Source organism: Bradyrhizobium sp. B117 (assembly GCF_038969555.1).
Taxonomy (GTDB): domain Bacteria; phylum Pseudomonadota; class Alphaproteobacteria; order Rhizobiales; family Xanthobacteraceae; genus Bradyrhizobium.
Genome location: NZ_CP152414.1, coordinates 929,413 through 955,671 on the forward strand (window position 1 = coordinate 929,413; position 26,259 = coordinate 955,671).

At 66.0% G+C, this 26,259-nt stretch carries 28 protein-coding genes and 1 riboswitch; of the genes, 18 read left to right on the plus strand and 10 right to left on the minus strand.

All coding sequences use genetic code 11. From position 1 onward, the window contains the following. The first annotated feature begins 26 nt into the window (after positions 1-26). A complete protein-coding gene (gene gluQRS, locus AAFG16_RS04505; RefSeq protein ID WP_342737628.1) occupies positions 27-896 on the plus strand; it encodes a tRNA glutamyl-Q(34) synthetase GluQRS in 870 nt (289 codons plus the stop codon). A 103-nt stretch (positions 897-999) separates the two neighbouring features. Further along, entirely contained in the window at positions 1,000-2,262 is a 1,263-nt protein-coding gene (locus AAFG16_RS04510; RefSeq protein WP_283083695.1) for an ATP-binding protein, read from the plus strand. Here AAFG16_RS04510 and AAFG16_RS04515 read toward each other — a convergent pair. Further along, positions 2,189-3,082 carry a YihY/virulence factor BrkB family protein gene (locus AAFG16_RS04515; protein ID WP_283083696.1) on the minus strand — a complete coding sequence of 298 codons (894 nt, stop codon included), beginning with the start codon at positions 3,080-3,082 and terminating at the stop codon, positions 2,189-2,191. The genes AAFG16_RS04510 and AAFG16_RS04515 overlap by 74 nt on opposite strands. A gap of 288 nt (positions 3,083-3,370) precedes the next feature. On the opposite strand from AAFG16_RS04515, the gene AAFG16_RS04520 reads away from it, so the two are divergent. The 6 genes from AAFG16_RS04520 (at position 3,371) to AAFG16_RS04545 (ending at position 7,523) form a co-directional block, all read left to right on the plus strand. Next, positions 3,371-3,565, plus strand: coding sequence for a twin transmembrane helix small protein (locus AAFG16_RS04520; protein ID WP_283083697.1), 195 nt, complete (start codon positions 3,371-3,373; stop codon positions 3,563-3,565). A gap of 86 nt (positions 3,566-3,651) precedes the next feature. Beyond that, positions 3,652-4,224 carry a cob(I)yrinic acid a,c-diamide adenosyltransferase gene (locus AAFG16_RS04525; RefSeq protein WP_283083698.1) on the plus strand — a complete coding sequence of 191 codons (573 nt, stop codon included), beginning with the start codon at positions 3,652-3,654 and terminating at the stop codon, positions 4,222-4,224. A gap of 124 nt (positions 4,225-4,348) precedes the next feature. Beyond that, on the plus strand, positions 4,349-5,098 hold the full coding sequence (locus AAFG16_RS04530; RefSeq protein WP_092218212.1) for an electron transfer flavoprotein subunit beta/FixA family protein: 750 nt from the start codon (positions 4,349-4,351) through the stop codon (positions 5,096-5,098). Then, positions 5,098-6,042 carry an FAD-binding protein gene (locus AAFG16_RS04535; protein ID WP_283083699.1) on the plus strand — a complete coding sequence of 315 codons (945 nt, stop codon included), beginning with the start codon at positions 5,098-5,100 and terminating at the stop codon, positions 6,040-6,042. Before AAFG16_RS04530 ends, AAFG16_RS04535 begins: the two co-directional genes overlap by 1 nt. A 208-nt stretch (positions 6,043-6,250) precedes the next feature. Beyond that, the gene (locus AAFG16_RS04540; protein WP_283083700.1) at positions 6,251-7,132 is read left to right on the plus strand and encodes a 3-hydroxybutyryl-CoA dehydrogenase; all 882 of its coding nucleotides are present in this window, start codon (positions 6,251-6,253) and stop codon (positions 7,130-7,132) included. Positions 7,133-7,328: 196 nt separating this feature from the next. Then, positions 7,329-7,523, plus strand: a complete 195-nt coding sequence (locus AAFG16_RS04545; RefSeq protein ID WP_027562813.1) for a putative motility protein — start codon at positions 7,329-7,331, stop codon at positions 7,521-7,523. Between the two features lie 60 nt (positions 7,524-7,583). On the opposite strand, the gene AAFG16_RS04550 is transcribed toward AAFG16_RS04545, so the two are convergent. Continuing rightward, on the minus strand, positions 7,584-8,249 hold the full coding sequence (locus tag AAFG16_RS04550; protein WP_342737633.1) for a TlpA disulfide reductase family protein: 666 nt from the start codon (positions 8,247-8,249) through the stop codon (positions 7,584-7,586). 101 nt (positions 8,250-8,350) lie between these two features. On the opposite strand from AAFG16_RS04550, the gene argH reads away from it, so the two are divergent. The 3 genes from argH (at position 8,351) to lysA (ending at position 11,421) form a co-directional block, all read left to right on the plus strand. Beyond that, complete coding sequence (argH, locus tag AAFG16_RS04555) at positions 8,351-9,748, plus strand: argininosuccinate lyase (protein ID WP_283083702.1); 1,398 nt, start codon at positions 8,351-8,353, stop codon at positions 9,746-9,748. 93 nt (positions 9,749-9,841) lie between these two features. After that, positions 9,842-10,132, plus strand: coding sequence for a lipoprotein (locus AAFG16_RS04560; RefSeq protein ID WP_342737635.1), 291 nt, complete (start codon positions 9,842-9,844; stop codon positions 10,130-10,132). Between the two features lie 23 nt (positions 10,133-10,155). Continuing rightward, positions 10,156-11,421, plus strand: a complete 1,266-nt coding sequence (gene lysA, locus AAFG16_RS04565; protein WP_342737637.1) for a diaminopimelate decarboxylase — start codon at positions 10,156-10,158, stop codon at positions 11,419-11,421. Positions 11,422-11,524: 103 nt separating this feature from the next. On the opposite strand, the gene AAFG16_RS04570 is transcribed toward lysA, so the two are convergent. Next, entirely contained in the window at positions 11,525-12,415 is an 891-nt protein-coding gene (locus tag AAFG16_RS04570; RefSeq protein WP_342737639.1) for an NAD(P)-dependent oxidoreductase, read from the minus strand. A 135-nt stretch (positions 12,416-12,550) separates the two neighbouring features. Next, positions 12,551-12,934 carry a carboxymuconolactone decarboxylase family protein gene (locus tag AAFG16_RS04575; protein WP_008567285.1) on the minus strand — a complete coding sequence of 128 codons (384 nt, stop codon included), beginning with the start codon at positions 12,932-12,934 and terminating at the stop codon, positions 12,551-12,553. A 168-nt stretch (positions 12,935-13,102) separates the two neighbouring features. On the opposite strand from AAFG16_RS04575, the gene AAFG16_RS04580 reads away from it, so the two are divergent. After that, complete coding sequence (locus AAFG16_RS04580) at positions 13,103-15,049, plus strand: TIGR02302 family protein (RefSeq protein ID WP_342737641.1); 1,947 nt, start codon at positions 13,103-13,105, stop codon at positions 15,047-15,049. Continuing rightward, on the plus strand, positions 15,037-16,176 hold the full coding sequence (locus AAFG16_RS04585) for a DUF4175 family protein (RefSeq protein ID WP_283083707.1): 1,140 nt from the start codon (positions 15,037-15,039) through the stop codon (positions 16,174-16,176). Before AAFG16_RS04580 ends, AAFG16_RS04585 begins: the two co-directional genes overlap by 13 nt. Before the next feature lie 140 nt (positions 16,177-16,316). Here AAFG16_RS04585 and AAFG16_RS04590 read toward each other — a convergent pair whose 3' ends face one another. Beyond that, complete coding sequence (locus tag AAFG16_RS04590; RefSeq protein ID WP_027562822.1) at positions 16,317-16,691, minus strand: response regulator; 375 nt, start codon at positions 16,689-16,691, stop codon at positions 16,317-16,319. A 47-nt stretch (positions 16,692-16,738) separates the two neighbouring features. After that, positions 16,739-17,617 carry an MJ0042-type zinc finger domain-containing protein gene (locus AAFG16_RS04595; RefSeq protein WP_342737644.1) on the minus strand — a complete coding sequence of 293 codons (879 nt, stop codon included), beginning with the start codon at positions 17,615-17,617 and terminating at the stop codon, positions 16,739-16,741. Positions 17,618-17,792: 175 nt separating this feature from the next. On the opposite strand from AAFG16_RS04595, the gene ftsE reads away from it, so the two are divergent. The 4 genes from ftsE (at position 17,793) to AAFG16_RS04615 (ending at position 21,010) form a co-directional block, all read left to right on the plus strand. Beyond that, positions 17,793-18,452 (plus strand): cell division ATP-binding protein FtsE, encoded by a 660-nt coding sequence (gene ftsE / locus AAFG16_RS04600; RefSeq protein WP_018646542.1) that lies wholly within the window; start codon positions 17,793-17,795, stop codon positions 18,450-18,452. Next, positions 18,445-19,413, plus strand: a complete 969-nt coding sequence (locus AAFG16_RS04605) for an ABC transporter permease (RefSeq protein ID WP_283083710.1) — start codon at positions 18,445-18,447, stop codon at positions 19,411-19,413. Before ftsE ends, AAFG16_RS04605 begins: the two co-directional genes overlap by 8 nt. 107 nt (positions 19,414-19,520) lie before the next feature. Continuing rightward, entirely contained in the window at positions 19,521-20,225 is a 705-nt protein-coding gene (locus AAFG16_RS04610) for a YdcF family protein (protein WP_283083711.1), read from the plus strand. Between the two features lie 11 nt (positions 20,226-20,236). Beyond that, positions 20,237-21,010, plus strand: coding sequence for a lysophospholipid acyltransferase family protein (locus AAFG16_RS04615; protein WP_342737651.1), 774 nt, complete (start codon positions 20,237-20,239; stop codon positions 21,008-21,010). Here the strand turns inward: AAFG16_RS04615 and AAFG16_RS04620 are convergent. Further along, positions 21,007-21,612, minus strand: a complete 606-nt coding sequence (locus AAFG16_RS04620) for a gamma-glutamylcyclotransferase (protein ID WP_283083713.1) — start codon at positions 21,610-21,612, stop codon at positions 21,007-21,009. The genes AAFG16_RS04615 and AAFG16_RS04620 overlap by 4 nt on opposite strands. 110 nt (positions 21,613-21,722) lie before the next feature. Between AAFG16_RS04620 and AAFG16_RS04625 the strand changes: the two genes are divergently transcribed. Beyond that, the gene (locus AAFG16_RS04625) at positions 21,723-22,907 is read left to right on the plus strand and encodes a DUF2125 domain-containing protein (RefSeq protein WP_342737654.1); all 1,185 of its coding nucleotides are present in this window, start codon (positions 21,723-21,725) and stop codon (positions 22,905-22,907) included. A gap of 126 nt (positions 22,908-23,033) precedes the next feature. Here the strand turns inward: AAFG16_RS04625 and AAFG16_RS04630 are convergent, their stop codons facing one another. From AAFG16_RS04630 to AAFG16_RS04640, 3 genes are read right to left on the minus strand one after another with little or no spacing between them, the layout of a single operon-like run. After that, positions 23,034-23,972 carry a prephenate/arogenate dehydrogenase family protein gene (locus AAFG16_RS04630; RefSeq protein ID WP_283083715.1) on the minus strand — a complete coding sequence of 313 codons (939 nt, stop codon included), beginning with the start codon at positions 23,970-23,972 and terminating at the stop codon, positions 23,034-23,036. Then, a complete protein-coding gene (hisC, locus tag AAFG16_RS04635; RefSeq protein ID WP_283083716.1) occupies positions 23,969-25,063 on the minus strand; it encodes a histidinol-phosphate transaminase in 1,095 nt (364 codons plus the stop codon). The genes AAFG16_RS04630 and hisC overlap by 4 nt, the downstream gene beginning before the upstream one ends. A 30-nt stretch (positions 25,064-25,093) precedes the next feature. After that, positions 25,094-25,942: a chorismate mutase gene (locus AAFG16_RS04640; protein WP_342737657.1), complete on the minus strand. Its 849-nt coding sequence runs from the start codon at positions 25,940-25,942 to the stop codon at positions 25,094-25,096. A 202-nt stretch (positions 25,943-26,144) separates the two neighbouring features. Continuing rightward, a riboswitch (SAM riboswitch) is annotated at positions 26,145-26,224 on the plus strand. Positions 26,225-26,259: the final 35 nt, after the last annotated feature.

Consider the following 26,259-nt stretch of genomic DNA (forward strand, 5'->3'; position numbering starts at 1 on the left):
CGGCAATGACGAATAGCTGAGAACTCATGCAACCCGTTTTCCGATTTGCCCCCAGCCCCAACGGCCTGCTGCATCTCGGCCACGCTTATTCCGCGCTGCTGAATTTCGACCGCGCGCGCGAGACCGGCGGGCGGCTGCTGCTGCGGATCGAGGACATCGACGCGACGCGCTGCCGGCCGGAATTCGAGGCGGCGATCTACGAGGATCTCGCCTGGCTCGGGATATCCTGGGAGACGCCGGTCCGCCGGCAGTCCGAGCATCTCGCCGACTATCGCGCCGCGCTGGACAAACTTACTGCGCTCGGGCTCGTCTATCCCGCGTTCGAAAGCCGCGCCGAGATCGCCAGGCTCGTCGCCGCGCGGGAGGCCAGCGGGCCGTGGCCGCGCGATCCCGACGGCGCTCCGCTTTATCCGGGTGATGCGAAGTCGCTCTCTGCCGATGAGCGGACACGGCTGATCGCCTCGGGCGTGCCTTACGCGCTGCGGCTGGACATGGCCGCCGCCCGCCACCGCGTCGCTGGCCTGAGCTGGAACGAGCTCGGCGAGGGGCCCGGCGACGAGCGTGACATCGTCCCGGCGCGGCCGGAGGCCTGGGGCGACGTGATCCTGGCCCGCAAGGAGACCCCGACCAGCTACCACCTGTCCGTGGTCGTCGACGATGCCCTGCAGGGCGTCAGCGAGGTGGTGCGCGGCCAGGACCTGTTTAACGCCACCTCGGTCCACCGCCTGCTCCAGCTCCTGCTCGGCCTGCCGGAACCGGTCTATCGCCACCATGGCCTGATTCGCGACGGCGAGGGGCGGAAGCTGTCGAAGTCGGACCGCTCGACCGGTCTGCGCGAGTTGCGCGCGGCCGGCATGACACCTGCCGGTATCCGCCAGCTGGTTGGATTAGGTTAAGTTTCTCTGGGGTTTAGCCAAACGCCGCCGTGACTCCAGGTGTTCCGCCGTGCCATTCTTGCTGTGAGCCCGGGGTTCGAAGGACGTTCTTCGAAGGGGAGTTATGGCGGCGAAAACGCGCCCAGCGCGCACCACGCGGATGTCCAGGCCACCGCCTCGGAAGCAGTCCGGGACGGCCGGCCGGCTGCGTCAGCGCAGCGCCAAGGCGGACGCGCCGGACGTGGTCCAGGCCGCGCTCGCTGCCTTTGCCCATGAGGTCCGCACCCCCCTGACCGGCATTCTCGCGATCAGCGACCTGCTCGCGACTTCCGATCTCGGCGAGCGGGAACGGCGCTGGGCCGACACCATCAAGGCCGGTGCCGAGCATCTGGCGAGCCTCGCCACGCTGTTCGTGGACGCTGCCAGAACAGGGACGGGCGGCAGCACGCTGCGTCAGGACCTGTTCGACCTCAGGACGCTCGCCCGCAGCGCCGGCGATTCGCTGGCGGGCCGTGCCGCGGCCAAGGGCCTCCAGGCCGAGGTCGAGATCTCCGGCAAGCTGCCGGGCCTCGTGGTCGGCGACTCGGTCCGGCTGCGCGCCGCGCTGGAGAACCTGATCGACAATGCCGTCAAATTCACCGAGCGCGGCGGCGTGGCGCTCGCGGTGGCGCCCTGGCGCCCCGCCAAGGGCAGGAAGAGCGACAAGGCAAAGGGCAGGGTCGGGGTCGCCTTCTCGGTCTCCGACAGCGGCATCGGCCTCACCATGGCCGAGATCAAGCGGCTGTTCCGCCCGTTCACTCAGGCGAATGTCACCATCGCCTCGCGCTTCGGCGGCGCCGGGCTCGGCCTGTCCTCGGTGAAGCAACTGGCGCGCGCGATGGGCGGCGACATCACCGTCGCGCCGCGCCGCGGCGGCGGCGCCACCTTCACATTGACCGTGTCGCTGGATGCGGCGGGGCCGCCCAGGTCCGGCAAATCGAAGAACGGCAGTGAAGCGGATGCAATGGCGGCGCTGCGCGTGCTCAGCGTCGAGGACAATCCGTTCGGCCGCGTCGTGCTCAACACCATCCTGACCGAGCTCGGTCATCATGCCGAGTTCGTCGGGCGCGGCGAGGATGCGGTCGACCGGCTGGCGCAGGGCGCGTTCGACGCGGTGCTGATGGACATGGTGCTGCCGGGCATCGACGGCGTCGAGGCGATCAGGCGGATCCGCACCATGCCGGCGCCGCTGGCTCAGATCCCCATCATCGGCGTGTCCGGCCGCGGCGAGGACGAGGCGGCCTCGCGTGAGGCCGGCGCCGACGCCTTCCTGATCAAGCCTGTGTCGCCTCGGGCCTTAGCGACTGCGCTGCTTGAAGCGAGACGCCGTGAGGAAGCCGCGACTTGATGATCGCGGCGTTGAGCTCGCCGCCGTAAACGAAGATCGCGGCGATGAAATACAAAAACACCAGCGCGATGATGACCGAGGCGAGTCCCGCATACATCGTCACGTAGTTGTTGGCGAAGCGCGCCAGATACTGGCCGAACACGACGCCCGAGATCAGCGACGCCACCATCGTGAACACGATGCCGGGCAGGATCTGGAAGAAGCTGCGCCGTCCCGCCGGCAGCCAGGCGTGCAGGATGAACAGCGCCACCACCAGTGCGGCGATGGTGATGCCGTAGCGCAGCCAGGTGAGAATGCTCTCGTTCGACTCGACGAACAGCGGGATGTGGCGTCGCGCTGCCTCGATCAGCAGAGGTCCGAGCACGATCAGGAACGCCATGGCGAGCGCGGTGAAGGCGGCGACCAGCGTGTAGCCGATCGATTCCAGACGCAGCCAGTACCAGCGCCGCATCTCCACCACGGCATAGGCGCGGTTGAGCGCGACCCGCAGCGCCTCGACGCCATTGGAGGCGAAATAGACGGACAGCGCCGCGCCGATGGTCAGCACGCCGGAGCGGGTCGTGGTCAGCACGTCGTGCACCTCGCCCGAGATCGAATCGGAGACCTGCTTGGGCCAGACCTGGAGCATCAGGCTGGCGGCCTGGTCGGCAAGCTCCTTGGAGCCGAAGAAACCGGCGAGCGAGGTCAGCACGATCAGGAACGGGAACAGCGCCATCAGCGTCGACAGCGCGATGTGGCTCGCGATTGCCCAACCGTCGTCGGCCAGGAACGTGTAAAACGCGTCCTCCACGACGACGTAGATGGTGCGGATGGCTTTCACGCGCCACCTACACTGCTGCCTTGCTCTGCCCGCTTGCGGAGAGAGGTGAGATGAGCAGGCAATTGGCGCAAATCGGAAATCATTCCGCTAGCATCTGATATTATTGGCCTAAAAGCCAGATCGCGAAGCGCCGCGCTGTCATTCCGGGGCGCGCGAAGCGCGAGCCCGGAATCCATCGGGCCGCAACGCAACTGGAGGAATGGGATTCCGGGTTCGATGCTTCACATCGCCCCGGAATGACGGCGGGGGAGATAGCGGACCGCCGCTCAGGGTGTTATCTACCCTCAGATGGCATCTATCCTGAGTACTTTCATCCTGCCGATCGCGGTCGGCGCCGTTGCGCTGGTGCTGCTGCTCGGCCTCGTCAACATGATGCGTGGCGGCTCGCCCGACATTTCGCAGAAGCTGATGCGCTGGCGCGTGCTGCTTCAGTTCGTGGCGATCGTCATCGCGATGGCCGCGGTCTGGGCGATGGGGCGCTAGGGCATGATCCGGACCCGAAGGGCCGCGTTTGCGCAAAGTGTGAAGCGGTTTTCCGACAAGATCATGTCCTAAAACAAGAGGTCTACATGGTCACCTTGAACCGCATCTATACGAAGACCGGTGACGACGGCACGACGGCGCTCGGCTCGGGTGAGCGCCGTCCGAAATATGATCTGCGCATCGCGGCCTATGGCACGGTCGACGAGACCAATGCCGCGATCGGCGTGGTGCGGCTGCACACCCATGACATGCCCGAATTCGACGCGATGCTGGGCCGCATCCAGAACGATCTGTTCGATCTCGGCGCGGATCTCGCAGTGCCCGAGCGGGAAGGCAAAGCGGAGCGGCTGCGGGTTGTCGCGAGCCAGGTCGAGCGGCTCGAGCGCGACATCGACACGCTCAACGACAAGCTCGCGCCGCTGACGTCCTTCGTGTTGCCGGGCGGCACGCCCGCCGCGGCTTACCTCCACATCGCCCGCACGATATGCCGCAGGGCGGAACGCGTGATCGTGGAACTGGCGGCGCAGCCCGGCGAGCCCGTTGGTAGCGCTGGCATCCAGTATATGAACCGCCTGTCGGACTTCCTGTTCGTGGCCAGCCGCGCCGCTAACCATAACGGCGCCGGCGACGTGCTCTGGGTTCCTGGCCAGAACCGCTGACCCATTGAGATCAGCATTTCTAAGGTCTAAAATTTGGCCCTGTCGCGCGTTGACCGGGCCGGATCAGGCCTTTAGGTTCCGCGCCAGTTGAATACCCCCTCCTAAATTGAGTGAAAGAGGATCGATGAAGGTCTTAGTGCCGGTAAAGCGGGTGGTCGATTACAACGTCAAGGTCCGCGTCAAGGGCGATGGATCGGGCGTTGAACTCGCCAACGTCAAAATGTCCATGAACCCGTTCGACGAGATCGCGGTCGAGGAAGCGCTGCGCCTGAAGGAAGGCGGCAAGGCGACCGAGGTCGTTGTGGTCTCCATCGGACCGGCGCAGGCGTCGGAGACGATCCGTACCGGTCTTGCCATGGGCGCTGATCGCGGCATCCTGGTGAAGGCCGACGGCAACGTCGAGCCGCTTGCCGTTGCCAAGATCCTGAAGAAGATTGCTGAAGAAGAGCAACCGGGCCTGATCATCCTCGGCAAGCAGGCGATCGACGACGACTCGAACCAGACCGGCCAGATGCTGGCCGCGCTGCTCGGCTGGTCGCAGGCGACCTTCGCCTCGAAGCTCGAGGTCGATGGTTCGGACTTCAAGGTCACCCGCGAAGTCGACGGCGGCCTGCAGACCGTGAAGCTGAAGGGACCGGCGATCGTCACCACCGACCTTCGCCTCAACGAGCCGCGCTATGCTTCGCTGCCCAACATCATGAAGGCCAAGAAGAAGCCGATCGCGGAGAAGGCTGTCGCCGATTACGGCGTCGACGTCACCGCGCGTCTCGAGGTCCTCAAGACGACTGAACCGGCGGGCCGCAAGGCGGGCGTCAAGGTGAAGGACGTCGCCGAGCTGGTGTCGAAACTCAAGAACGAAGCCGGGGTGCTCTGATGACGACGCTTCTAATTGCCGAACACGACAATGCGTCGCTCAAGGATGCGACCAACAAGGCCCTGACCGCGGCTGCCGCGCTCGGCGCGGACGTCGAGGTGCTGGTGGCTGGCCAGAACGCCAAGGCCGCGGCAGACGCCGCCGCCAAGCTCGCCGGCGTCAAGAAGGTGCTGCTCGCCGACGGCGAGACCTATGCGCACGATCTCGCCGAGCCGCTGGCCGCGCTGATCGTCTCGCTCGCGCCGTCCTATGACGCGATCGTCGCGCCCGCGACCTCGCGCTTCAAGAACGTGATGCCGCGTGTCGCCGCCCTGCTCGATGTCATGCAGGTCTCGGAGATCATCAAGGTGGTCGCCCCCGATACCTATGAGCGTCCGATCTATGCCGGCAACGCCATTCAGACGGTGAAGTCGAAGGACGCCAAGAAGGTCATCACGGTCCGCACCTCCACCTTCGCCGCTGCGGGCGAGGGCGGCAGCGCGCCGGTCGAGAGCGTCTCTGCCGTGGCCGATCCGGGCCTGTCGACCTTCGTCGGCGAGGAAGTCGCCAAGAGCGACCGTCCGGAGCTGACCTCGGCCAAGATCATCGTCTCCGGTGGCCGTGCCATGCAGAGCCGTGAGAACTTCGCCAAGTACATCGAGCCGCTGGCCGACAAGCTCGGCGCCGGCGTCGGCGCCTCGCGCGCGGCGGTGGACGCCGGCTATGCGCCGAACGACTGGCAGGTCGGCCAGACCGGCAAGGTCGTGGCCCCCGAGCTCTATGTCGCGGTGGGCATTTCCGGCGCGATCCAGCATCTGGCCGGCATGAAGGACTCCAAGGTGATCGTTGCGATCAACAAGGACGAGGACGCGCCGATCTTCCAGGTCGCCGACTACGGCCTGGTCGCCGACCTCTACCAGGCGGTTCCGGAGCTGACGGCCGAACTCGGCAAGCTCGGCAAGTAAAACGCGTTAAAAACACCGGCCGGAGGCATAAACTCCGGCCGGTTTTTCTTTTTCGAGGCGTTTTCTTTGGCGTGGTGCACGCCTTCGAAGCGATCCAATCTAGGTTTCGAGCCCGGGTTCTGATTAAATCGGCTCCTGGTCAAATCAGACCTCCCGGCTCAGGGGATAGGCAGGGCGCGATCTGCGCGCCGTTCCGGTGGATGACATTATGGCGGCAGTGATCAAGAAGGTCGGCGTGATCGGCGCGGGTCAGATGGGCAATGGCATCGCGCATGTCGCGGCGCTGGCCGGCTTCGACGTGGTGCTCAACGACGTTTCGGCCGACCGCCTCAAGTCGGGCATGGCCACCATCAACGGCAACCTGGCGCGCCAGGTCTCCAAGAAGGCCGTGACCGAGGACGACAAGGCCAAGGCGATCGCGCGCATCAAGCTCGCCGAGAAGCTGGACGACCTCGCCGACTGCGACCTCGTGATCGAGACCGCGGTCGAGAAGGAAGAGGTCAAGCGCAAGATCTTCCACGAGCTCTGCGCGGTGCTGAAGCCCGAGGCGATCGTCGCCTCCGACACCTCGTCGATCTCGATCACGCGGCTGGCCGCCGCCACCGACCGCCCCGAGCGCTTCATCGGCATTCACTTCATGAATCCGGTGCCGCTGATGGAGCTGGTGGAGCTCATCCGCGGCATCGCCACCGACGATTCGACCTTCGATGCGTCCAAGGAATTCGTCGCCAAGCTCGGCAAGCAGGTCGCGGTCTCCGAGGATTTCCCGGCCTTCATCGTCAACCGCATCCTGCTGCCGATGATCAACGAGGCGATCTACACGCTGTATGAAGGCGTCGGCAACGTCGAGGCGATCGACGCGGCGATGAAGCTCGGCGCCCACCATCCGATGGGCCCGCTGGAGCTTGCCGATTTCATCGGCCTCGATACCTGCCTGTCGATCATGCAGGTGCTGCACGAGGGCCTCGCCGACTCCAAGTACCGCCCGTGCCCGCTGCTGGTGAAATACGTCGAGGCCGGCTGGCTCGGCCGCAAGACCCAGCGCGGCTTCTACGACTACCGCGGCGCCAAGCCGGTTCCGACAAGATAAGGCCGCGGTGCCGTAGGGTGGGCAAAGCGAAGCGTGCCCACGGCTTCCATCCAATTGCGGACAGATGGTGGGCACGGCGCAAATGCGTCTTTGCCCACCCTACGGCACTATCGCCCTGCTGCCGCACATCCGCCCTGCGACGATTCATGTCCCATTAACCGCTCGCGTCTAGGCTGCACCCAGTACGAGGGTTCGCGTGGACATGATGGCAATGGTCAGCACCATGCTGGCCGCTCAGCAAGGCGCGCTGCAATCGAATATCGCGGCGACGCTGACCAAGCAGAACATGGATATGGAGAAATCCACCGTCCTGACGCTGCTCGGCGCCGGTCAGCCTTCGCTTGCCAATGTCGGCCCCGGCGTCGGCGGCAATCTCAACGTCACCGCCTAGCGCATGATCCGGAAAAGTGGGTACCGGTTTTCCGATCAGATCATGCGCAAATAAAAGTACCTAAAGCGACGCGGCGGCCTTGCCGGTCGCGGCACGCAGCAGCTTGAGCGCGTCCTCGCTCGCCCATTCCGCCGGCCCGGCGATTGTCGCGATCTCGCAGCCCTGCGGGTCGACCAGCACCGAGGTCGGCATGCCCAGCGCCCGGCCTGTAGCCTTAAGATCTTGAAAAACCTTGGCTTTTTGGTCGTTGAAGTAGCCAAGCCGGGTCAGATTGGCCTCTTTCAGGAAGGTCTTGGGCTTTTCGGGGTCGCGGGTGTCGATATTGATCGCCACCACCTCGAAATTCGGGCCCGACAGCTTGCCCTGGAGCTCATCCAGCGCCGGCATCTCCTTCCGGCACGGCACGCACCAGGTGGCCCAGAGGTTCACCAGCAGCGTCTTGCCGCGGAAATCCGAGAGCTTCTTCGGCTTGCCGTCGGCGTCCTCGAAGGTGAGGTCGGGCAGCTTCAACGGCGCGCTCGCCATGGTCAGGGCGGCCAGCTCGCCATGGGCGAGCGGGGCGATTTTCTGGGCCGTGGCCACCGCCGGCTTGCAGGTCGGATCGCCGCCAGGCGCCCGGCTCAGGCCCAGCCCGTACAGCGCGGCGAAGCCGGCCAGCCCCCCGACCACCACGGTGGCGATGACGATGGGGATCCGGCGCGTGGCGGAAGGCTTTGGGTCGAGCATATCGTTTGTCATCCGGTCGCAGATATGGCTATCAGGGGCCTCTTAATACGGCTGGCCTTCGCCAGCAAACATGCGGCAAAGCAAGGCGTGAGCAGGGGATCATGAGCAACAAGATGTGGGGCGGCCGGTTCTCGGAACGTCCCGATGAGATCATGGAAGAGATCAACGTCTCCATCGACGTCGATCGTCACCTCTTTGCCCAGGACATTGCCGCGTCCAAGGCCCACGCCGCGATGCTCGCCGCGAAGGGCATCATCACGGCCTCTGATGCGAAAAATATCGGCAAGGGTCTAGACACGATTTTGTCAGAGATCGGCAAGGGCGACTTCACATTCAAGCGCGCGCTCGAAGATATCCATATGAACGTCGAGAGCCGCCTGTCCGAGCTGATCGGCCCCGCCGCTGGCCGCCTGCATACCGCGCGCTCGCGCAACGACCAGGTCGCGACCGACTTCCGTCTCTATGTCCGCGACATCGTCGACGAGACCGACGCCGCGCTCGCCGAATTCCAGCAGGCGCTGGTGGCGCGCGCGCTGGAGCATGCCGGCACCGTGATGCCCGGCTTCACGCATCTCCAGACTGCGCAGCCCGTGACCTTCGGCCATCATCTGCTTGCCTATGTCGAGATGGCCGCGCGCGACCGCGGCCGTTTCCAGGATGCGCGCAAGCGGCTCAACGAATCGCCGCTCGGCGCCGCCGCGCTCGCCGGCACCTCGTTCCCGATCGACCGTCACGCCACCGCGAAGGCGCTTCTCTTCGATCGCCCGATGGCGAACTCGCTCGATGCGGTCTCCGACCGTGACTTCGTGCTGGAGACGCTGTCGGCGGCCTCGATCTGCGCCGTGCACATGTCGCGCTTTGCCGAGGAGATCGTGATCTGGACCTCGCCGCTGGTGGGCCTGATCCGCCTCAGCGACAAGTTCACCACGGGCTCCTCGATCATGCCGCAGAAGCGCAACCCGGATGCCGCAGAGCTGGTGCGCGCCAAGACCGGGCGCGTCATCGGTGCTCTCAACGGCCTCCTGATCGTTATGAAGGGCCTGCCGCTCGCCTATCAAAAGGATATGCAGGAGGACAAGCAGGGCGCCATGGAGGGCTTTGCCGCGCTGTCGCTGGCGATTCGCGCCATGACCGGCATGGTCCGCGACCTCGTGCCCGACGAGGCCAAGATGAAGGCTGCCGCCGGGGAGGGCTATGCCACCGCGACGGACCTTGCCGACTGGCTGGTGCGGACGCTGAAGATGCCGTTTCGCGACGCCCACCACGTCACCGGCCGCATCGTCGCCAAGGCCGCCGAGGGTGGCGTGGCGCTGCACGAGCTGCCGCTGAAGGACATGCAGGCGATCGAGCCCAAGATCACCAAGGACGTGCTCGGCGTGCTCTCGGTCGAATCGTCGGTGAAGAGCCGGACCAGCTTCGGCGGCACCGCGCCGAAGAACGTGGCGTCGCAGGCAAAGAGCTGGGCGAAGCGGCTCGAAAAAGAGCGAAAATTGGGCTGAGGGCAAAATTTCGCTTATGTTTCATGGTCATCCGGCTCTCGCCAGAGCGCGCCAATCTCTGTATGGTGCGCGCCGCGTAGTGGGGATTTCGTCGTGACGTCAAAGTTTCGCCCGGCCGGCTCGGGGTGGGCCATCATTGTCTTGAGCCTGACGGCGCTTGCGCTCGCCGGCTGCGGCCGCAAGGGCCCGCTGGATCTGCCGCCGACCGCCTCCAGCGCGTCCACGGCCAATATCGCAGCGCCGACCGACACCGAGATCGAAGCCCAGAAGACGCCGAGCGTGTTCAACCCCACCTATGGTGCGGAGGCTGCGCCGGCGGCGCCCAAGGGCAGCAAGAAATCGTTTATCCTCGACCCGCTCCTGGACGAAAGACCCAGCCGGTAGGCTGGCGCAACCGAGCCAAAGCCATGAACCATTTCGACTATCGCAACGGCGTGCTGCACGCCGAGGCGGTGAACCTGTCCGAGCTGGCCGCAACCATCGGCACGCCGTTCTACTGCTATTCGACCGCGACGCTGGAGCGGCACTACCGCGTCTTCGCCGACGCCTTTGCCGGCGAGAAGGTGCTGGTCTGCTACGCCATGAAGGCGAACTCCAACCAGTCCGTGCTGCGCACGCTGGCCAAGCTCGGCGCCGGCGCCGACGTGGTTTCCGGTGGTGAGCTGAAGCGCGCGCTGGCCGCGGGCATTCCCGGCAGCAAGATCGTGTTCTCCGGTGTCGGCAAGACGGAAGCAGAGCTGCGCGCAGCGCTCGCCGCCGACATCCTCTGCCTCAACATCGAATCCGAGCCCGAGCTGGAGCTGCTCTCGCGCCTTGCGACCGAGATGGGCAAGACCGCGCGCATCTCCGTGCGCGTCAATCCCGATGTCGATGCCGGCACGCACGCCAAGATCTCGACCGGCAAGTCCGAGAACAAGTTCGGCATTCCGATCGCCTATGCCCGCGAGGTCTATGCCCGCGCCGCCAAGCTGCCGGGCATCGAGGTGACCGGCACCGACGTGCATATCGGCAGCCAGATCACTGATCTGTCCAAGATGGAGACCGCGTTCCGCATCCTCTCCGAATTCGTGCAGACGCTGCGCAGCGACGGCCACAGCATCAGCCACGTCGATTTCGGCGGCGGCCTCGGCATTCCCTATTACATGGACCGCGAAGCGCCGCCGGCGCCCGATGCCTATGCCGCCATGGTCAAGCGCGTCAGCCACAATCTCGGCTGCACGCTGATGTTCGAGCCGGGCCGCATGATCGTCGGCAATGCCGGCATCCTCGTCGCCAAGGTCATCTATGTGAAGCACGGCGACGGCAAGAACTTCGTCATCATCGACGCGGCGATGAACGATCTGATCCGCCCGACGCTGTATGAGGCCCATCACGACATCCTGCCGGTGATGCAGCCCGCCAGGGGCGCCGCCACCATCATGGCCGACGTCGTCGGTCCGGTCTGCGAGACCGGCGACTATCTCGCCCTCGACCGCACGCTGCCGACGCCGAAGGCCGGCGATCTCCTCGCCATCATGACCGCGGGCGCCTATGGCGCGGTGCAGGCCGGCACCTACAACACGCGGCCCTTGGTGCCCGAGGTGCTGGTGAAGGACGACCAATACGCCGTGGTGCGCCCGCGCGTCGAGGTCGAGCAACTGATCGCGATGGATACGCCCGCGCCCTGGCTATGATTGATTGACCGTAGCCCGGATGGAGCGCAGCGAAATCCGGGTTCTCGCCAAGCATTACGGACCCCGGATTACGCTTCGCTCCATCCGGGCTACGGGACTGGCGTTATTTTTTCTCGCCAACCACAACACCCGCCTTGTTCTCGATCGGCTTGATCGCCGCGGTGAAATCGGACTCGGCGCCTTCCGCGCTGATCACGGTCTCCCACAATCGTCCGACCGCGTCCGCAACCTCCATCGACAGGCCGAGCTGCTTCATCTCCTCCAGCGCGAGCCGCACGTCCTTCACCATCAATCCCGTGGCGAAGCCGAAGTCGAATGTGCGCGGCAGCACCGAGCGCGGAAACTTGTCGCGGCTCGCGGTGTTCATGCCCGAGCCGGCATTGATGACGTCGATCATCACGGCGGGATCGAGCCCGGCTTTGACGCCCATCACCACCGCCTCCGACGTCGCCACAATCGCGGTGGCCGAGAGGAAATTGTTGGCGAGCTTCATGGTCTGCGCCGCGCCGGGCTTCTCGCCAATGAAGAAAACTTTTCCGATCACGTCGAGCGCGGGCTTGAGCAGCTCGAACTCCGCCTTCGGCCCCGACACCATCACCGCCAGCGTGCCCTTCTCGGCGCCGCCGACCCCACCGGACACCGGGCAGTCGATCTGCACGATGTCGCGCTTGGCGAGCAAGCCGTGAATTTTCGCCGCCATCGCCGAACCGACGGTGGAGAGATCAATGAAGCGTTTTGCGCGGCTTCCCTCGATCACGCCGTTCGCGCCCGTGGCGACCTCGAGCGAAGCCTGCAACGAGGGCAGGCTCGCCATCACGGTCTCGACCTGGTCGGCGACGTCCTTCGGCGATGTCGCAGCGGTTGCGCCGCGCGCCACCAACTTGTCCGTGACCTCCTTGCGCGTGTCGAACACGACGAGCTTGTGGCCTGCCTCGATCAGCCGCCGCGCCATCGGGAAACCCATGTTTCCGAGGCCGATGAATCCGATGTCCATGGTCCTATTTCCTTCCCGTCGTCATTGCGAGGAGCGAAGCGACGAAGCAATCTAGGCTGTCTCCGTGGAGGAACTCTGGATTGCTTCGCTTCGCTCGCAATGACGGAGCAATACGTTGAATGCTGTTTGTTGGCCTCACGCCTTCCCGTCGATCTCCGCGAACACCTCGCGTGCGATACGAAAACTGTCGACGGCGGCGGGCATGCCGCCATAGATCGCGACCTGCATCAGGATCTCGCGGATCTCGTCGCGCGTCACGCCGTTGGTCAGCGCGCCCTTCAGATGCGCGCGAAACTCGTGCTGCCGGTTGAGGATCGCGATCATCGCGATGTTGAGCATGCTGCGGGTCTTGCGCGGCAGCTCTTCGCGGCCCCACACCGTGCCCCAGCAATATTCGTTGAGCATCTCCTGGAACGGGCGGTTGAAATCGTCGACGTTCTTCAGGGCATTGTTGACATAGGCCTCGCCCAGCACCGCCTTGCGGACTTCCAGGCCCTTGTCGTGCATCTTCTTGTCCATGGCGTTTCCTATCTCTCCCTCGGGAATGGCGGCGCGGAAATTACGGGGTTGCGGCGGACCAGTCACGTCCTCGTGTTATGCGGGAAAAGGGGTGTCTCCCGTACAGGAACGGATGCCTCAGTGCTGCCGTTGTGGTAGGCTTCTCTACCGGGCAACCTGGAGAGTTGATTGAACGGCGTCACCCCCGACCCGTCAGACCCGATCCGCAACAGTGACGCTCTGTCGCGGCTGAAGCTGGCGCAAGCCCTTGATCGGGCCATTTATGCCATCGCGTGGGAGCGTGCCTGGCCAAATCTGGCGCGGCTTCTGACCGTCGTCGGCCTGTTCCTGGCCTTGTCCTGGGCCGGGCTGTGGCTGGGGTTGCCGTTCGTCGCGCGCGCCATCGGCCTTGTCATTTTCGCCGGCATTGCGGTTGCCGCCCTGTCGCCACTGGTTCGTTTCCGCTGGCCGAGCCGCGAGGAGGCGCTCGCCCGGCTCGACCGCGGCTCCGGCATTCGTCACCGCCCGGCGACCACGCTGACCGACACGTTGACCTCGCAGGATCCGGTTGCGCAGGCGCTGTGGCAGGCGCAGCGCGAGCGCACGCTGGCCTCGCTCAAGCGCATCCGCGCCGGTCTGCCGCATCCGCGCCTCGCCATCCACGATCCCTGGGCGCTGCGCGCGCTGGTGATGGTGTTGCTGGTTGCGACTTTCTTCGCCGCCGGCGACGAGCGCGCGATGCGGCTTGGTGCCGCCTTCGACTGGAACGGTGTGCTGGCGCCGACGAATGTCCGCGTCGATGCCTGGGTCACCCCGCCGCTCTACACCGGCAAGCCGCCGGTGATCCTGTCGGCCGCCAACAAGGAGGCCGCGGCGCTGCCGGCCTCTGGCCCGCTCGCCGTTCCCGCCGGCTCAACCCTGATCGTGCGCTCCTCGGGCGGCAGCCTCGATGTCACCGTCTCCGGCGGCCTCAAGGAGGTTGCTCCCACCGAGGCCACGCCCAAGGGCACCAACGAAAAGCATTTTGCCATCACCGGCGACGGCACCGCGCATGTGCGCGCGCCTTCGGGCCAGCCGCAATGGGCCTTCGCGGCGACGCCGGACCACCCGCCGACGATCGCGCTCGCCAAGGATCCGGAGCGTCAGGCCCGCGGCGGGCTCCAGCTCTCCTACAAGATCGAGGATGATTACGGCGTCACCGGCGCCGAAGCGCAAATCGGATTGCGCCCCGCCGATGCCGGGGATGCCAGCAAGAATGGCGGCAAGGACGCCGACACCAGGGCGGCCGCGCGGCCGCTGTTCCAGCCGCCGAAATTCCCGCTGGTGCTGCCGAACGCGCGGACCCGCAACGGCGTCGGCCAGACGGTGAAGGACCTCAGCGAGGATCCCTATGCCGGCGCCGACGTCACGCTGACGCTGACCGCGAAGGACGAGGCCGGCAACGAGGCCAAGAGCGATCCCTTCAACATGCGCCTGCCCGAGCGCCTGTTCACCAACTCGCTCGCGCGCGCGCTGATCGAGCAGCGTCGCATCCTCGCGCTCGACGCCAACAAGAATTCCGAGGTCTACGCCGCGCTCGACGCGCTGATGATCGCGCCCGAATTGTTCACGCCGGATGCCGGCTGCTATCTCGGCCTGCGCAGCCTGGCGTCCCAGCTCGAGGCGGCCCGCACCGACGATGCGCTGCGCGAAGTGGTGGCGAGCATGTGGGCGTTCGCGACCACCATCGAGGACGACGGTGTCGCCGGCAGCGTCAACGCCGCGCTGCGCGCGGCGCAGGACGCGCTCAAGCACGCGCTGGAACGCGGCGCCAGCGAGGACGAGATCCGGGTGCTGACGCAGAAGCTGCGCGAGGCCATGGCCGGCAAGGTGCGCGATCTTGCCCGGCGCGCCGAGCAGAATCCGCTCGGAGCCCGGCAGCCGTTCCCCGCGGAGGTTCAGCTCATTCTCGACAAGGCGATCGAGCTGCGACAGAAGACCCAGCATGCCACGCCCGAGCAGCTCGAAGAGCTGGCGCAGCAGCAGGACGCCTTGCGCCAGCAGCTTCAGGCCTATCGGAAGTCGGCGAACAGTCGGGCCAACAAAGGCGAGGACGGGGCCAACCAGTTTACGCGGGACCGGAAATGCGGAAGCTAGCACGCGTGCCAGTCTTGAAGGCGATCTCGATCGCCTGTTTCGCCTTCCTGCTCGGAGGCGTCGCGCCTGCCGCTGCCCAGCTGGATCAGGATCCTGACGCGCTGCTCGATAGCGCGGAAAAGGCGATGCAGGATTCCGGCGACAGCCTCCGGCAGAAGGAATCCGGCAAGAGCCTGAACAACCAGTCCGATGCGATCCAGAAGCTCGAGGAATACAAGCGCGCGACCGAACGCAGCCAGTCCTCCAATCGCGATCGTTCCGTCATCACGCAGCGGGATCTCGACGACCTCCTGAAGCAGATCGAGAAAGCCGCGCGCGAAGGCAATAAAGAAGCCGCCCAGCGCCTGCTCGAGCAGCTGGCGCAGATCATGGAAAACCTCCAGATGGCGCAGCCCGGGCAATCCGGAGACAGCGAGATGGAGCAGGCGCTGAACGAGCTCAGCGACATGATCCGCAAGCAGCAGCAATTGCGCGACAAGACCTTCAAGCAGGGCCAGGATTCCCGGCGCGATCGTTCGCGTGGCAAGCAGGGCGATCAGTCGATGTCGGACCTGCAGCAGGACCAGCAGGCGCTGCGCGACCGCCTGAAGAAGCTTCAGGACCAGCTCGCCAAGCGCGGCCTCATGCAGAAGGGGCAAAAGGGTCAGAATCAGAAAGGCCAGCAGGGTCAGCAGGGCGACCAGGGCCAGCCCGGCCAGGATGGCGATCAGGACGGTGATGACGATGGCGGTCTGGACGCTGCCGACGGCGCCATGGGCGACGCTGGCTCGAAGCTCGGCGAGGGCAATGCCGACGGCGCCGTGGACTCCCAGGGCAAGGCTCTCGAGGCCTTGCGCAAGGGCGCGCAGAAGATGGCCGAGGCGATGCAACAGGGCGATGGCGAGGGCCAGGGCGACGGCCCCGGCAACCGCGCCGGCCGTCAGCAGAGCGGCAGCAACCAGACCGATCCGCTCGGCCGCCCGCTCCATGGCCGCGATCTCAGCGACGACTACACGGTGAAGATCCCCGGCGAGATCGATGCCCAGCGCGTCCGCCGCATCCTCGAAGAGCTCCGCCGCCGCCTCGGCGATCCTTCGCGCCCGCAGATCGAGCTCGACTATATCGAGCGGCTGCTGAAGGATTTTTGACGTCACCCGCAGTGTCATCGCCCGCGAAGGCGGGCGATCCAGTACTCCGAAACGGTTGTGATTTGACCGATAGGCTGCGGCGTACTGGATGCCCCGCCTTCGCGGGGCATGACAGCCGAATGTGTGGCTGCTGTTGCCCGCTACCCCTTCTTCGCCGCCAGCGCGTCCGCCACCGCGGTGCGGATGTCGGCCACCGAGAACGGCTTTGTCACGACGTCATGCACCAGCGCATTGAGGTTCGAGGCGCGCTCGCGCTGGTCGGCAAAGCCGGTCATCAGCAGGATGGTGAGGCCGGGAAAATCGCGCGCGGCCGAGAGCGCCAGCGCGATGCCATCCATGACCGGCATCTGGATGTCGGTGAGCAGCAGGTCGAACGCGCCGTCCTCGCGGGTCAGGATCTCCAATGCCTCGGCGCCGTCCTGCGCGGTGACGATCTCGTGGCCGTCCATGGCGATGGCGCGCGCCACCAGCTGGCGCATCGAATCCTCGTCGTCGGCGATCAGGATTTTCGGCATGAGACCAACCTTGGGACCAACCTCCCGTGGAGAATACGCGAGATCAATTATACGCTGCCGCCGGCGATGTCGCGTCGGTTGAAGAAGCGGACGTCGATGTTGCGGCCCTCCGGCGGCGGCGAGGCCAGGCGCGAGCGAAAGAAGGCGCGCTCGCCGGGTTGCAGCACGGTCTGTTCCAGCACGGTGTTCCAGGCGTAGATCTCCGCGCCTTGCGCGTCGCGCACGGCAAAGCGCAGCCGCGGGATATCGAGCGGCTTCTTGCCCTGGCCGACGATCACGCCCTCGATCACCAGCACCTGCTTACCGTCCACGGTCTCGCTGGAGAGCTTGACGTCCTTGAAGGCGAGCCCGCGCAGATTTACCTCGAACCCGACCAGCTTGTAGAACGCGGCGGTCTGCGGCAGCAGCCGCACTATGTCGCCGCGCCAGATGATCAGGGCCAGCACCAGCGCGCCCATGGCGGCGCAGGCCATGGGCAGGCCGAAATGGGATTTGCGCGGCGTCGCGGGGGGGATCGGGCGGCTCACGCGCGCGCCGCGGCGGCTGAACAGGCCGCGGAACCAGGACTGGTGCTGTGCGCCGACCGCGTCCTCTTCGGCGGCGCGGGCGGCCGCCGACCACTCGTCCTCCATGTCCTTGGCCTCGTCGGCCGGCCAGTCGCTGGCGATGGAGGGGCTGTCGACGACGGGCGTATCGGCGGCACCGTCGTCCTTGGCGTAGGAGTTCCACTGCTCGGCGAGGTCGGACTGGTCCTCGGACTGGCTGGCTGCGGCCATGGCCGGAACGGATGCCTCCTCGATGGCATCATCGGCATAGGCAACCCAGGTCTCCTTGCAGCGGGAGCAGCGGACCGTCCGTCCGTTCGTCCCAAGGCTAGCGAGCTTGATGGCGTAGGATGTCGTACAATGCGGACAGACGATATGCATGGACACGGGCCTTGATGCACGGACTGGTCTCGACGATGCCCCGGCCAAGGAGAGCCGGGCGCTCCAAATGCTACAGGGCGACCGTTAACGAACCGGAAACCATAACGGTCGCACAACGCCTTGATCGCGTGTGGCGGGGTGCCGCGGCGCGGCCCCCTCTCGAACGGAGCTGAACTTGGTTCGGTTCGAAAATGTCGGATTGCGTTACGGACTGGGGCCGGAGATCCTGCGCGACCTCAGCTTCCAGATTCCAGCGCATTCGTTCCAATTCCTCACCGGCCCGTCGGGCGCCGGCAAGACGTCGCTGCTGCGCCTGCTGTTCCTGTCGCACCGGCCGACGCGGGGCCTCGTCAATCTGTTCGGCCACGACATCTCGCAGCTCGGCAAGGACGAGATCGCCGATTTGCGCAAGCGCATCGGCATCGTGCTCCAGGATTTCCGCCTGCTCGACCACATGACCACCTACGAGAACGTCGCGCTGCCGTTCCGTGTCATGGGCCGCAGCGAGTCGAGCTACCGCAAGGAGGTCATCGACCTCTTGCGCTGGGTCGGGCTCGGCGACCGCATGGACGCATTGCCGCCGATCCTGTCCGGCGGCGAGAAGCAGCGCGCCGCGATCGCGCGCGCCGTGATCTCGCGGCCGCAGCTGTTGCTCGCCGACGAGCCGACCGGCAGCGTCGATCCGACGCTCGGCCGCCGCCTGCTGCGGCTGTTCATCGAGCTCAACAAGTCAGGCACCGCCGTCATCATCGCCACCCACGACATCGGCCTGATGGACCAGTACGAGGCGCGGCGGCTGGTGCTGCATCAGGGACGGCTGCACGTCTATGAGTAGGACCGACGAGCGCGGCGTGCTGGTCGACCTCGGACAGGAGCGTCCGCAGCTTCCGGCCAAGGCGCGCAACATGTCGCCGATCGTTCCGCGCGCCTCGATCCATGGCCGCGCGCTGGTCGCCGTCGTCGCCATCATGACGTTCCTGGCGTCGATGACGACGGGCACCGTGCTCCTCGTCAGCGCCTCCGCCGCGGAATGGCAATCGGATGTCGCAAGCGAGATCACCATCCAGGTCCGTCCTCAGGCGGGGCGCGATCTCGATCGCGACACCGCGGCGGTGACCGAGGCGATGCGCGCGCAGGCCGGCATCGTCGAGGTCAAGCCGTTCAGCAAGGACGAGAGCGGCAAGCTGCTCGAGCCCTGGCTCGGCACGGGCCTGTCGATGGACGACCTGCCGGTGCCGCGCATGATCATCGCGCGGGTGCAGCCCGGCACGCCGATCGATCTCGCTGCCTTGCGCGCCCGCGTGACGCAGGTGGCGCCAAGCGCCAGCGTCGACGATCACCGCGCCTGGATCGAGCGCATGCGCTCGATGACCAATGCCACCGTGCTCGCCGGCATCGGCATCCTCGCGCTCGTCATCGTCGCGACCATCATCTCGGTGTCGTTCGCAACCCGCGGCGCCATGGCGGCGAACCGCCCGATCGTCGAAGTCCTGCATTTCGTCGGTGCCGGCGACCGCTACATCGCCAACCACTTCCTGCGTCATTTCCTCCGCCTGGGGCTGGAGGGCGGCGTGATCGGCGGCGGCGTCGCCATGCTGGTGTTCGGCTTCTCCGAATCGATCGCCGGATGGTTTTCCGGCACGCCGGTCGGCGACCAATTCGCGGCGTTGCTCGGCACCTTCTCCCTGCGGCCGTCAGGCTATGTCGTGCTCGCGGTGCAGGCGGTGCTGATCGGCGCCATCACCGCTGCCGCCTCGCGCCAGACCCTGTTCGCGACATTGAATGACATTGATTGAGTGCGTTCTTCATCCTTCTCCCACAAGGGGAAGAGGGTGAAGAAACCGGACTCCACTTCGCCTCAAAACGTCTTAAAATCATCTCGGGAAGGGATCACCGACATCACATGACCTCAAGGGCCGACGATCGATCGCCGAAAATGCCGCGCGGCTGGCTGCGGGCGGCATTGGTCTCGACGATCGCGTTCGCCTTCGTCGGCGCGGCGGCGGGCTTCATCGCGTTCCTGTCGCAACTACGGGGCGCCGAGATCGCCCCTAGCCGCAAGGCCGACGGCATCGTGGTCCTGACCGGCGGCTCCTCGCGGGTGTCGGACGCGATGGAGCTGCTGGCTGCCGGCTACGGCCAGCGGCTGCTGATCTCCGGCGTGCATCCGACCTCGACCGCGAGCGACATCTCCCGGACCCTGCCGGAGAACCAGTCCTTCATGCATTGCTGTGTCGATCTCGACCGCACCGCGGTCTCGACCCGCGGCAACGCGGCGGAGGCGCGGCGCTGGGCCGAAGGGCGCGGCTTCAAGTCGCTGATCGTGGTCACCTCGAACTATCACATGCCACGCGCGCTGGTGGAGTTCTCGCATGCGATGCCGGAGACGACGCTGATTCCGTTCGCGGTGGTCGGCGAGAAATGGCGCGAGGAGCCCTGGTGGACCTCGGCCTCGACCTTGCGGCTGCTCCTGTCCGAATATGTCAAGTATGTCGCGGCCGAGATCAGGGTCCGCCTGGAGGATTTCGGGATTGACCTTTCGCCCGAGATGTCGGAGCAGCCTCAAGGCCAGCAACCGAAGCGGCCCGCCACCGCACAGGCCAATTGATCGGACCCTCGATGTTCCTGATTTTCCTGCGCTCGCTCGTGTTCAACGTGCTGTTCTACACCGTGCTGGTGTGCCTTGCGATCGTGGCGCTGCCGACCTTCGCATTGCCGCCGCGCGCCATGCTGACGGTCGCCCAATGGTGGGCGAAGGCGACGCTGGTGCTGATGCGCGTCGTCTGCAACATCAAGGTGGAATTCCGGGGGGTGGAGAAGATCCCGGCCGGGCCGCTGCTGATCGTGGCGAAGCACCAGTCGTTCTGGGAGACGTTCGTGCTGCCGGGCTTCTTCAACCGCCCGATCTTCATCCTCAAGCGTCAGCTGATGCAGATCCCGGTGTTCGGCCAATTCCTGGTCAAGACCGGCATGATCGCGATCGATCGCAATGCCGGCGTGAAGGCGCTCCTCGACATGACGCGCCGCGCGCGCGAGGCGGTGCGCAGCGGCCGCCAGCTCGTGATCTTTCCGGAGGGCACGCGCCGCGCGCCGGGCGCGCCGCCTGATTACAAGACCGGCTTTGCGCAGATCTATTCGTCCTGCGGCGTCGCCTGCCTGCCGATCGCGCTCAATTCTGGCCTGTTCTGGCCGCGCCGTACCTTCATGCGCTATCCCGGCACGCTGGTGGTGGAGTTCCTCGATCCGCTGCCGCCGGGCCTGCCGAAGGACGAGTTTCTCTCCCGCGTGCAGACGTCGATCGAAGACGCGACCGCCCGCCTCGTCGAAGCAGGGCGGAAAGAGCAGGAGCAGCTGATCGGCTCTGCGCCGAGCTATGCGCCGTCGGCGAGCTAGCGGCTTTCGCTGTCTTCGTCGGGTGCGTGCAGCGAATGTGCTTCCCCATGCAGCATGGTCGCGAGCTGATGCAATTGCGTGTCGCGAAAGCCCTCGGCCTCGATCGCCTTCACCGTCGCCGTGACGTAGTCGCGGTTGGCGCCGGACTGGCCGTGGCCCTGGATCACGTGGCGGTGCTGCTCGGCGAGCGACAGCCGGCCGGCATATTGGACATGGCCGCGGTCGACCACATAGGCGAGCGCGGGGACGCGCTGGCGCGCATCGTTCTCCAGCCACACCGAGCGCATCACCTCGCGATAGACCGAGGTGACCTGCTCGCGCGCGCGCAAGTAGGCGACGACGTCGGTGCGGTTCGTCTCGGCGACGCGGAAGGCAATGCCGCGGCAGGCGCCGCCGCGGTCGAGCCCGAGCACCAGGCCCGGCTTCTCCGGCGTGCCACGATGCACGAAGGAATAGACGCAAAGCGCGCGATGCTCGCCGACCAGCCGCGCCGGGACGCGCTCCTCGAATTCGAAGCCCGGCCGCCACATCAGCGAGCCGTAGCCGAACACCCAGAGGTCGCCTTTGGCTGTGGTGATGGAGGGGAGGGTGATTTCCGACATTTCGGGCACGGCTACCAGAACCGGGCCCCCAAGCGAAGCGGATTCTCAGCCTTTCGGCGGGACCGGACCTCGCTTACATTTGACAAAATCTGGGGCCAAAGGGTCGCCGCATGTCCGATATGACCGTTGCCGCAGGCCGGCGCTCCCGTTGGCGCCTTTTCATCGCACCCGTTCTCCTCCTGATCCTCGCCCTCGCGTGGAGCGGCTTCTGGTTCTTTGCGGCCTCGCAGGCCGAAGTGGCCGCCGACGCCTGGCGCGCGCAGGAGGCCAAGGCCGGCCGCATCTATGATTGCGCCAAGCGCTCGATCGCCGGCTTCCCGTTCCGCTTCGAGGTGCAGTGCTCCGGCGCCAGCGTCGCCCTGGTGTCGCAGAACGCCAGCAAGACGCCGTTCACGGCGAAGCTCGACAATATCCTGGTGGTCGCCCAGGTTTACGATCCCAGACATGTCATCGCCGAATTCTCCGCGCCGGCGACGCTGACCGATGGCATCACGCAAAACACCTTCGTGGTGAACTGGAGCAAGGGCCGCAGCAGCGTGGTCGGCTTGCCGGCGGTGCCGGACCGCGCTTCCATCGTGTTCGACGATCCCAGCGTCAACCGGCTCGACGGCAGCGTGCAGGTGCCGCTCGCCCGCGCCAAGCAGGTCGAGCTGCACGGGCGCCTGGCGGACGGATCGACGCCCGATCATCCTGTCATCGAGACCGTGCTCCACGTCGCGCAAGGCAGCATCCAGGGCGTTCACCCCCTGCTCGCCGAGCCGTTCGAAGCCGACACGCGCGCGAAGATCATCGGCCTTTCCGACCTCACGCCAAAGCCCTGGCCGCAGCGCTTCCGCGAGATCCAGGCCGCAGGCGGCCATGTCGAGATCGTGCAGTCGCGCATCCAGCAGGGCGAGATGATCGCGGTCGCGGCCGGCACGCTCGGCCTCTCCGCCAATGGCCGGCTCGACGGCGAATTGCAGATGACGGTGACGGGCCTCGAGCGCGTCATCCCTGCGCTCGGCATCGAGAAGATGCTGGAAGAGGGCGTGCCGCAGGCGACCCTCGATCGTGTCGCGCCCGGTATGAAGTCGCAGGACCTCAACAATCTCTTCGGTGCGCTTGATCGCGCCGTGCCCGGCCTCGGCAAGGTGATCAAGCAGAACGCCAATGCCGGCGTTGCCGCCGGAATCAATTCGATCGGCACCGAGAGCACGCTGGAAGGCAAGAAGGCGCGCAGCTTCCCGCTGAAATTCGTCGATGGCGCCGTGCTGCTCGGCCCGATCAAGGTCGGCCAGATCCCGCCGCTGTATTAAACACGGCACGCCCCGCCAAACGCTCCGTCGTCATGCCCGGGCTTGTCCCGGGCATCCACGTCTCTGTTCAATCGCGGAAGCGCGTGGATGGCCGGGTCAAGCCCGGCCATGACGGAGAGAAACGCGCTATGGCTTCTTGCCGAGCCGCCCGTGCTCGCGCCCGAAATCGGCTGCCGCCGAATCCTGGCCGATCTCGACGATGCCGCGGCGGATGGCGCGGGTGCGGGTGAAATGGTCGAACAGCGCCTCGCCGTCGCCACGTCGGATCGCGCGGGTGAGCTTGGCGAGATCCTCGGTGAAGGTGCCAAGCATCTCCAGCACGGCTTCCTTGTTGGCGAGGAAGACGTCGCGCCACATCGTCGGATCGGACGCCGCGATGCGGGTGAAGTCGCGAAAGCCGCCGGCGGAGAACTTGATCACCTCTGACTCCGTCACCTGCGCGAGCTCGTCGGCGGTGCCGACGATGGTGTAGGCGATCAGATGCGGCAGGTGGCTGGTGATGGCGAGCACGAGATCATGATGATCCGGCGTCATCACCTCGACCTTGGCGCCCATCGCCGCCCAGAACGCGCGCAGCCGATCGGTCGCCGCCGCATCGACGCCCTCCGGCGGCGTCAAAATGCACCAGCGGTTGATGAAGAGCTCGGCGAAGCCGGAATCCGGGCCCGAATGCTCGGTGCCCGCGACGGGATGCGCCGGCACGAAATGGACGGTCTTCGGCAGATGCGGCGCCATGTCCCTGACCACCGCGCCCTTCACCGAGCCGACGTCGGAGATAATAGCACCGGGCTTCAGATGATCGGCGATCTCCTTTGCCACCTCGCCGCAGGCGCCGACGGGAATGCAGAGGATGACGAGATCGGCGTCCTTCACCGCCTCCGCATTGGTCGCCACGACGTGGTCGACGATGCCGAGCTCCATCACCCGCGCGCGCGTCTTCTCCGAGCGCGCGGTGGTGACGATCTCGCCTGCCAGGCCCTGGAGCTTCGCAGCGCGCGCGATCGAGCCGCCGATCAGGCCGAAGCCGATCAGCGCGACGCGCTGGAAGTGTGGTGTCGCGCTCATTTGCCGGCCATGAAGTCGCGCAAGGCGTCGACCACGAGGCGGTTGGCCTCCTCGGTGCCGATGGTCATGCGCAGCGAATGCGGCAGGCCGTAATTCTTCAGCGCGCGCAGCACGAGGCCGCGCTTGGTGAGGTAGGCGTCGGCCGCGTCCGAGGTCTTGCCGTCGGTCGGGAAGTGGATCAGCACGAAATTGGCGACACTCGGCGTCACCTTCAGTCCGAGCTTGCCGATCTCTTCGGTCAGCCAGTTGCGCCAGGTCTCGGTGAACTGCTTCGACATCGCCTGGTGCGCGGTGTCTTCAATGGCGGCGACCGCGGCGTACATCGCCGGCGTCGACACGTTGAACGGCCCGCGGATGCGGTTGACGGCGTCGATGATGTGCTCGGGGCCGAACATCCAGCCGATGCGCAGCGCGGCAAGCCCGTGGATCTTGGAGAAGGTGTGCGTCACCACCGTGTTCTCGGTGGTGGCGACCAGCTCGATTCCCATCTCGTAATCGTTGCGCGAGACATAGTCGGAATAGGCGGCATCCAGCACCAGCAGCACGTGCGACGGCAGGCCGGCGCGCAGCCGCTTGACCTCGTCGAACGGCACATAGGTGCCGGTCGGGTTGTTGGGGTTGGCGAGCCAGACCAGCTTCGTCTTCGGCGTCACCGCCTTGAGGATGGCGTCGACGTTGCAGGTAAGGTTGGTCTCCTGCGCGACGACGTTCTTGGCGCCCACCGCCATGGTCGCGATCGGGTAGACCAGGAACCCGTGGGTGGTCGAGATCGCCTCGTCGCCCTGGCTGAGATAGGTGTGGGCGAGCAGGTTGAGGATCTCGTCCGAGCCAGCGCCGCAGATGATGCGGTTGGGGTCGAGCCCGAACGAGCGGCCGATCGCCTCGCGCAGCACGCGCGAGGTGCCTTCCGGATAATCCTCCAGATGATCCGCCACGCGCTTGAAGGCTTCGATCGCCTTCGGCGAGGGTCCGAACGGGGTCTCGTTGGCCGAGAGCTTGAACACCTTGCGGCCCGGCTCCGGCACCGGGCTCTTGCCGGGCGTGTAGGGCGCAATATCGAGAATGCCGGGATTCGGCACGGGGCGGGACATCTTCAACTCCGGATAGGCTGGGCGCGTGACTTACGATTTCGGCCCGGTCGGGGCCACCGTATAGCGCGTTGCGTGGCTGCCGACGAGGGCCGTGGAGCGCACCGAGGCCCCCGCCTCGATCAGGGCAGCCCTGATCTTGTCGATGCTGGTGTCTGATGTGACCGAGACCAGCAGCGCCGCACCGTCGAAGGCGGTATCGGGCACCGCCACGATGTCGGCGAGCGGCGACAGCGCGCGCGCGACCTCGGCGTTCCACCCGGACACGCGCACGCTGAAGGTCTCGACCTCTGTCACCACGGCGCTGTCGGCGACGCGCGAGATCGCGAACACCGGCAGCGACGCCGGATGGTCGGCACGCTCGACGAAGGGCATGCGCGCAATGATCTTTGGCGCGCTCCGCGCTTCCAGCTCCAGCCACCACGGCGTGCGGCTCGATGTCGCCGAGACCAGCGCCAGATCGCCCTTGGATTTCGCCACCGCCTCGACCGCAGCCTGCGCGCTGAAATGCGCGACGTAAGGAACCGTGAAGCCGAAATGGAAGCGCACGGAATCGCGCATCGCCGGCTCGCTCACCGAGATGTCGGCATGCACGGAGAACGGCGCCTGGACATAGGTGAAGGTGGAAATGATGACGCGCCAGATGCTCTCGACCGTGTCGAGCGGCAGGATGCCGCGATGCCGCTGCACGATCTCGCGCATCATCGAGGCCTCGCGTGCGGGCCGGAACGCCGAGCCGACCTCCTGGGTCTGCTTCACCTGGATCAGGCGGTCGATGATGTCGCCGCGCTGCATCAGCAGGCGATGCATGTCCGCGTCGATCGCGTCGATCTCCTTGCGTAATTCCTGGAGCGATGGTGGCGCGGGCGGACGTTGGGACATATCTGCCAGATGGGTTCAGTGCTGTTGAGAGGCGTTCCAATGCGGGATGGGCAAGCCGGATTCCGCTGCGGTCGATGTCCTGATTAGGCAGTCAGGGCGGCGAAAGCAAAGAGAAATGACGACCTTTTCGCCGAGCGTTTCAAGGACGATTTTGGTTAATCCGGGCCGCGACTTGACGAAAACCGCCCAAGACAGTAGGTTTTGCCTGTTCCGTGGTCATTTGAGCCGGCCGGCTTGCAGCCACGTTAAAAAACTCGCTAAACAGGCCGGGGACGCTTCCGATCCCGGCCGAACCTATCGTTCAGGCCGGGTTTTTC

Coding starts and splice junctions, on each gene's coding strand:
- gluQRS (WP_342737628.1), top strand. CDS start 27: ATGCAACCCGTTTTCCGATTTGCCCCCAGCCCCAACGGCCTGCTGCAT.
- AAFG16_RS04510 (WP_283083695.1), top strand. CDS start 1,000: ATGGCGGCGAAAACGCGCCCAGCGCGCACCACGCGGATGTCCAGGCCA.
- AAFG16_RS04520 (WP_283083697.1), top strand. CDS start 3,371: ATGGCATCTATCCTGAGTACTTTCATCCTGCCGATCGCGGTCGGCGCC.
- AAFG16_RS04525 (WP_283083698.1), top strand. CDS start 3,652: ATGGTCACCTTGAACCGCATCTATACGAAGACCGGTGACGACGGCACG.
- AAFG16_RS04530 (WP_092218212.1), top strand. CDS start 4,349: ATGAAGGTCTTAGTGCCGGTAAAGCGGGTGGTCGATTACAACGTCAAG.
- AAFG16_RS04535 (WP_283083699.1), top strand. CDS start 5,098: ATGACGACGCTTCTAATTGCCGAACACGACAATGCGTCGCTCAAGGAT.
- AAFG16_RS04540 (WP_283083700.1), top strand. CDS start 6,251: ATGGCGGCAGTGATCAAGAAGGTCGGCGTGATCGGCGCGGGTCAGATG.
- AAFG16_RS04550 (WP_342737633.1), bottom strand. CDS start 8,249: ATGCTCGACCCAAAGCCTTCCGCCACGCGCCGGATCCCCATCGTCATC.
- argH (WP_283083702.1), top strand. CDS start 8,351: ATGAGCAACAAGATGTGGGGCGGCCGGTTCTCGGAACGTCCCGATGAG.
- lysA (WP_342737637.1), top strand. CDS start 10,156: ATGAACCATTTCGACTATCGCAACGGCGTGCTGCACGCCGAGGCGGTG.
- AAFG16_RS04570 (WP_342737639.1), bottom strand. CDS start 12,415: ATGGACATCGGATTCATCGGCCTCGGAAACATGGGTTTCCCGATGGCG.
- AAFG16_RS04575 (WP_008567285.1), bottom strand. CDS start 12,934: ATGGACAAGAAGATGCACGACAAGGGCCTGGAAGTCCGCAAGGCGGTG.
- AAFG16_RS04585 (WP_283083707.1), top strand. CDS start 15,037: ATGCGGAAGCTAGCACGCGTGCCAGTCTTGAAGGCGATCTCGATCGCC.
- AAFG16_RS04590 (WP_027562822.1), bottom strand. CDS start 16,691: ATGCCGAAAATCCTGATCGCCGACGACGAGGATTCGATGCGCCAGCTG.
- AAFG16_RS04595 (WP_342737644.1), bottom strand. CDS start 17,617: ATGCATATCGTCTGTCCGCATTGTACGACATCCTACGCCATCAAGCTC.
- AAFG16_RS04605 (WP_283083710.1), top strand. CDS start 18,445: ATGAGTAGGACCGACGAGCGCGGCGTGCTGGTCGACCTCGGACAGGAG.
- AAFG16_RS04610 (WP_283083711.1), top strand. CDS start 19,521: ATGACCTCAAGGGCCGACGATCGATCGCCGAAAATGCCGCGCGGCTGG.
- AAFG16_RS04615 (WP_342737651.1), top strand. CDS start 20,237: ATGTTCCTGATTTTCCTGCGCTCGCTCGTGTTCAACGTGCTGTTCTAC.
- AAFG16_RS04620 (WP_283083713.1), bottom strand. CDS start 21,612: ATGTCGGAAATCACCCTCCCCTCCATCACCACAGCCAAAGGCGACCTC.
- AAFG16_RS04625 (WP_342737654.1), top strand. CDS start 21,723: ATGTCCGATATGACCGTTGCCGCAGGCCGGCGCTCCCGTTGGCGCCTT.
- AAFG16_RS04630 (WP_283083715.1), bottom strand. CDS start 23,972: ATGAGCGCGACACCACACTTCCAGCGCGTCGCGCTGATCGGCTTCGGC.
- hisC (WP_283083716.1), bottom strand. CDS start 25,063: ATGTCCCGCCCCGTGCCGAATCCCGGCATTCTCGATATTGCGCCCTAC.
- AAFG16_RS04640 (WP_342737657.1), bottom strand. CDS start 25,942: ATGTCCCAACGTCCGCCCGCGCCACCATCGCTCCAGGAATTACGCAAG.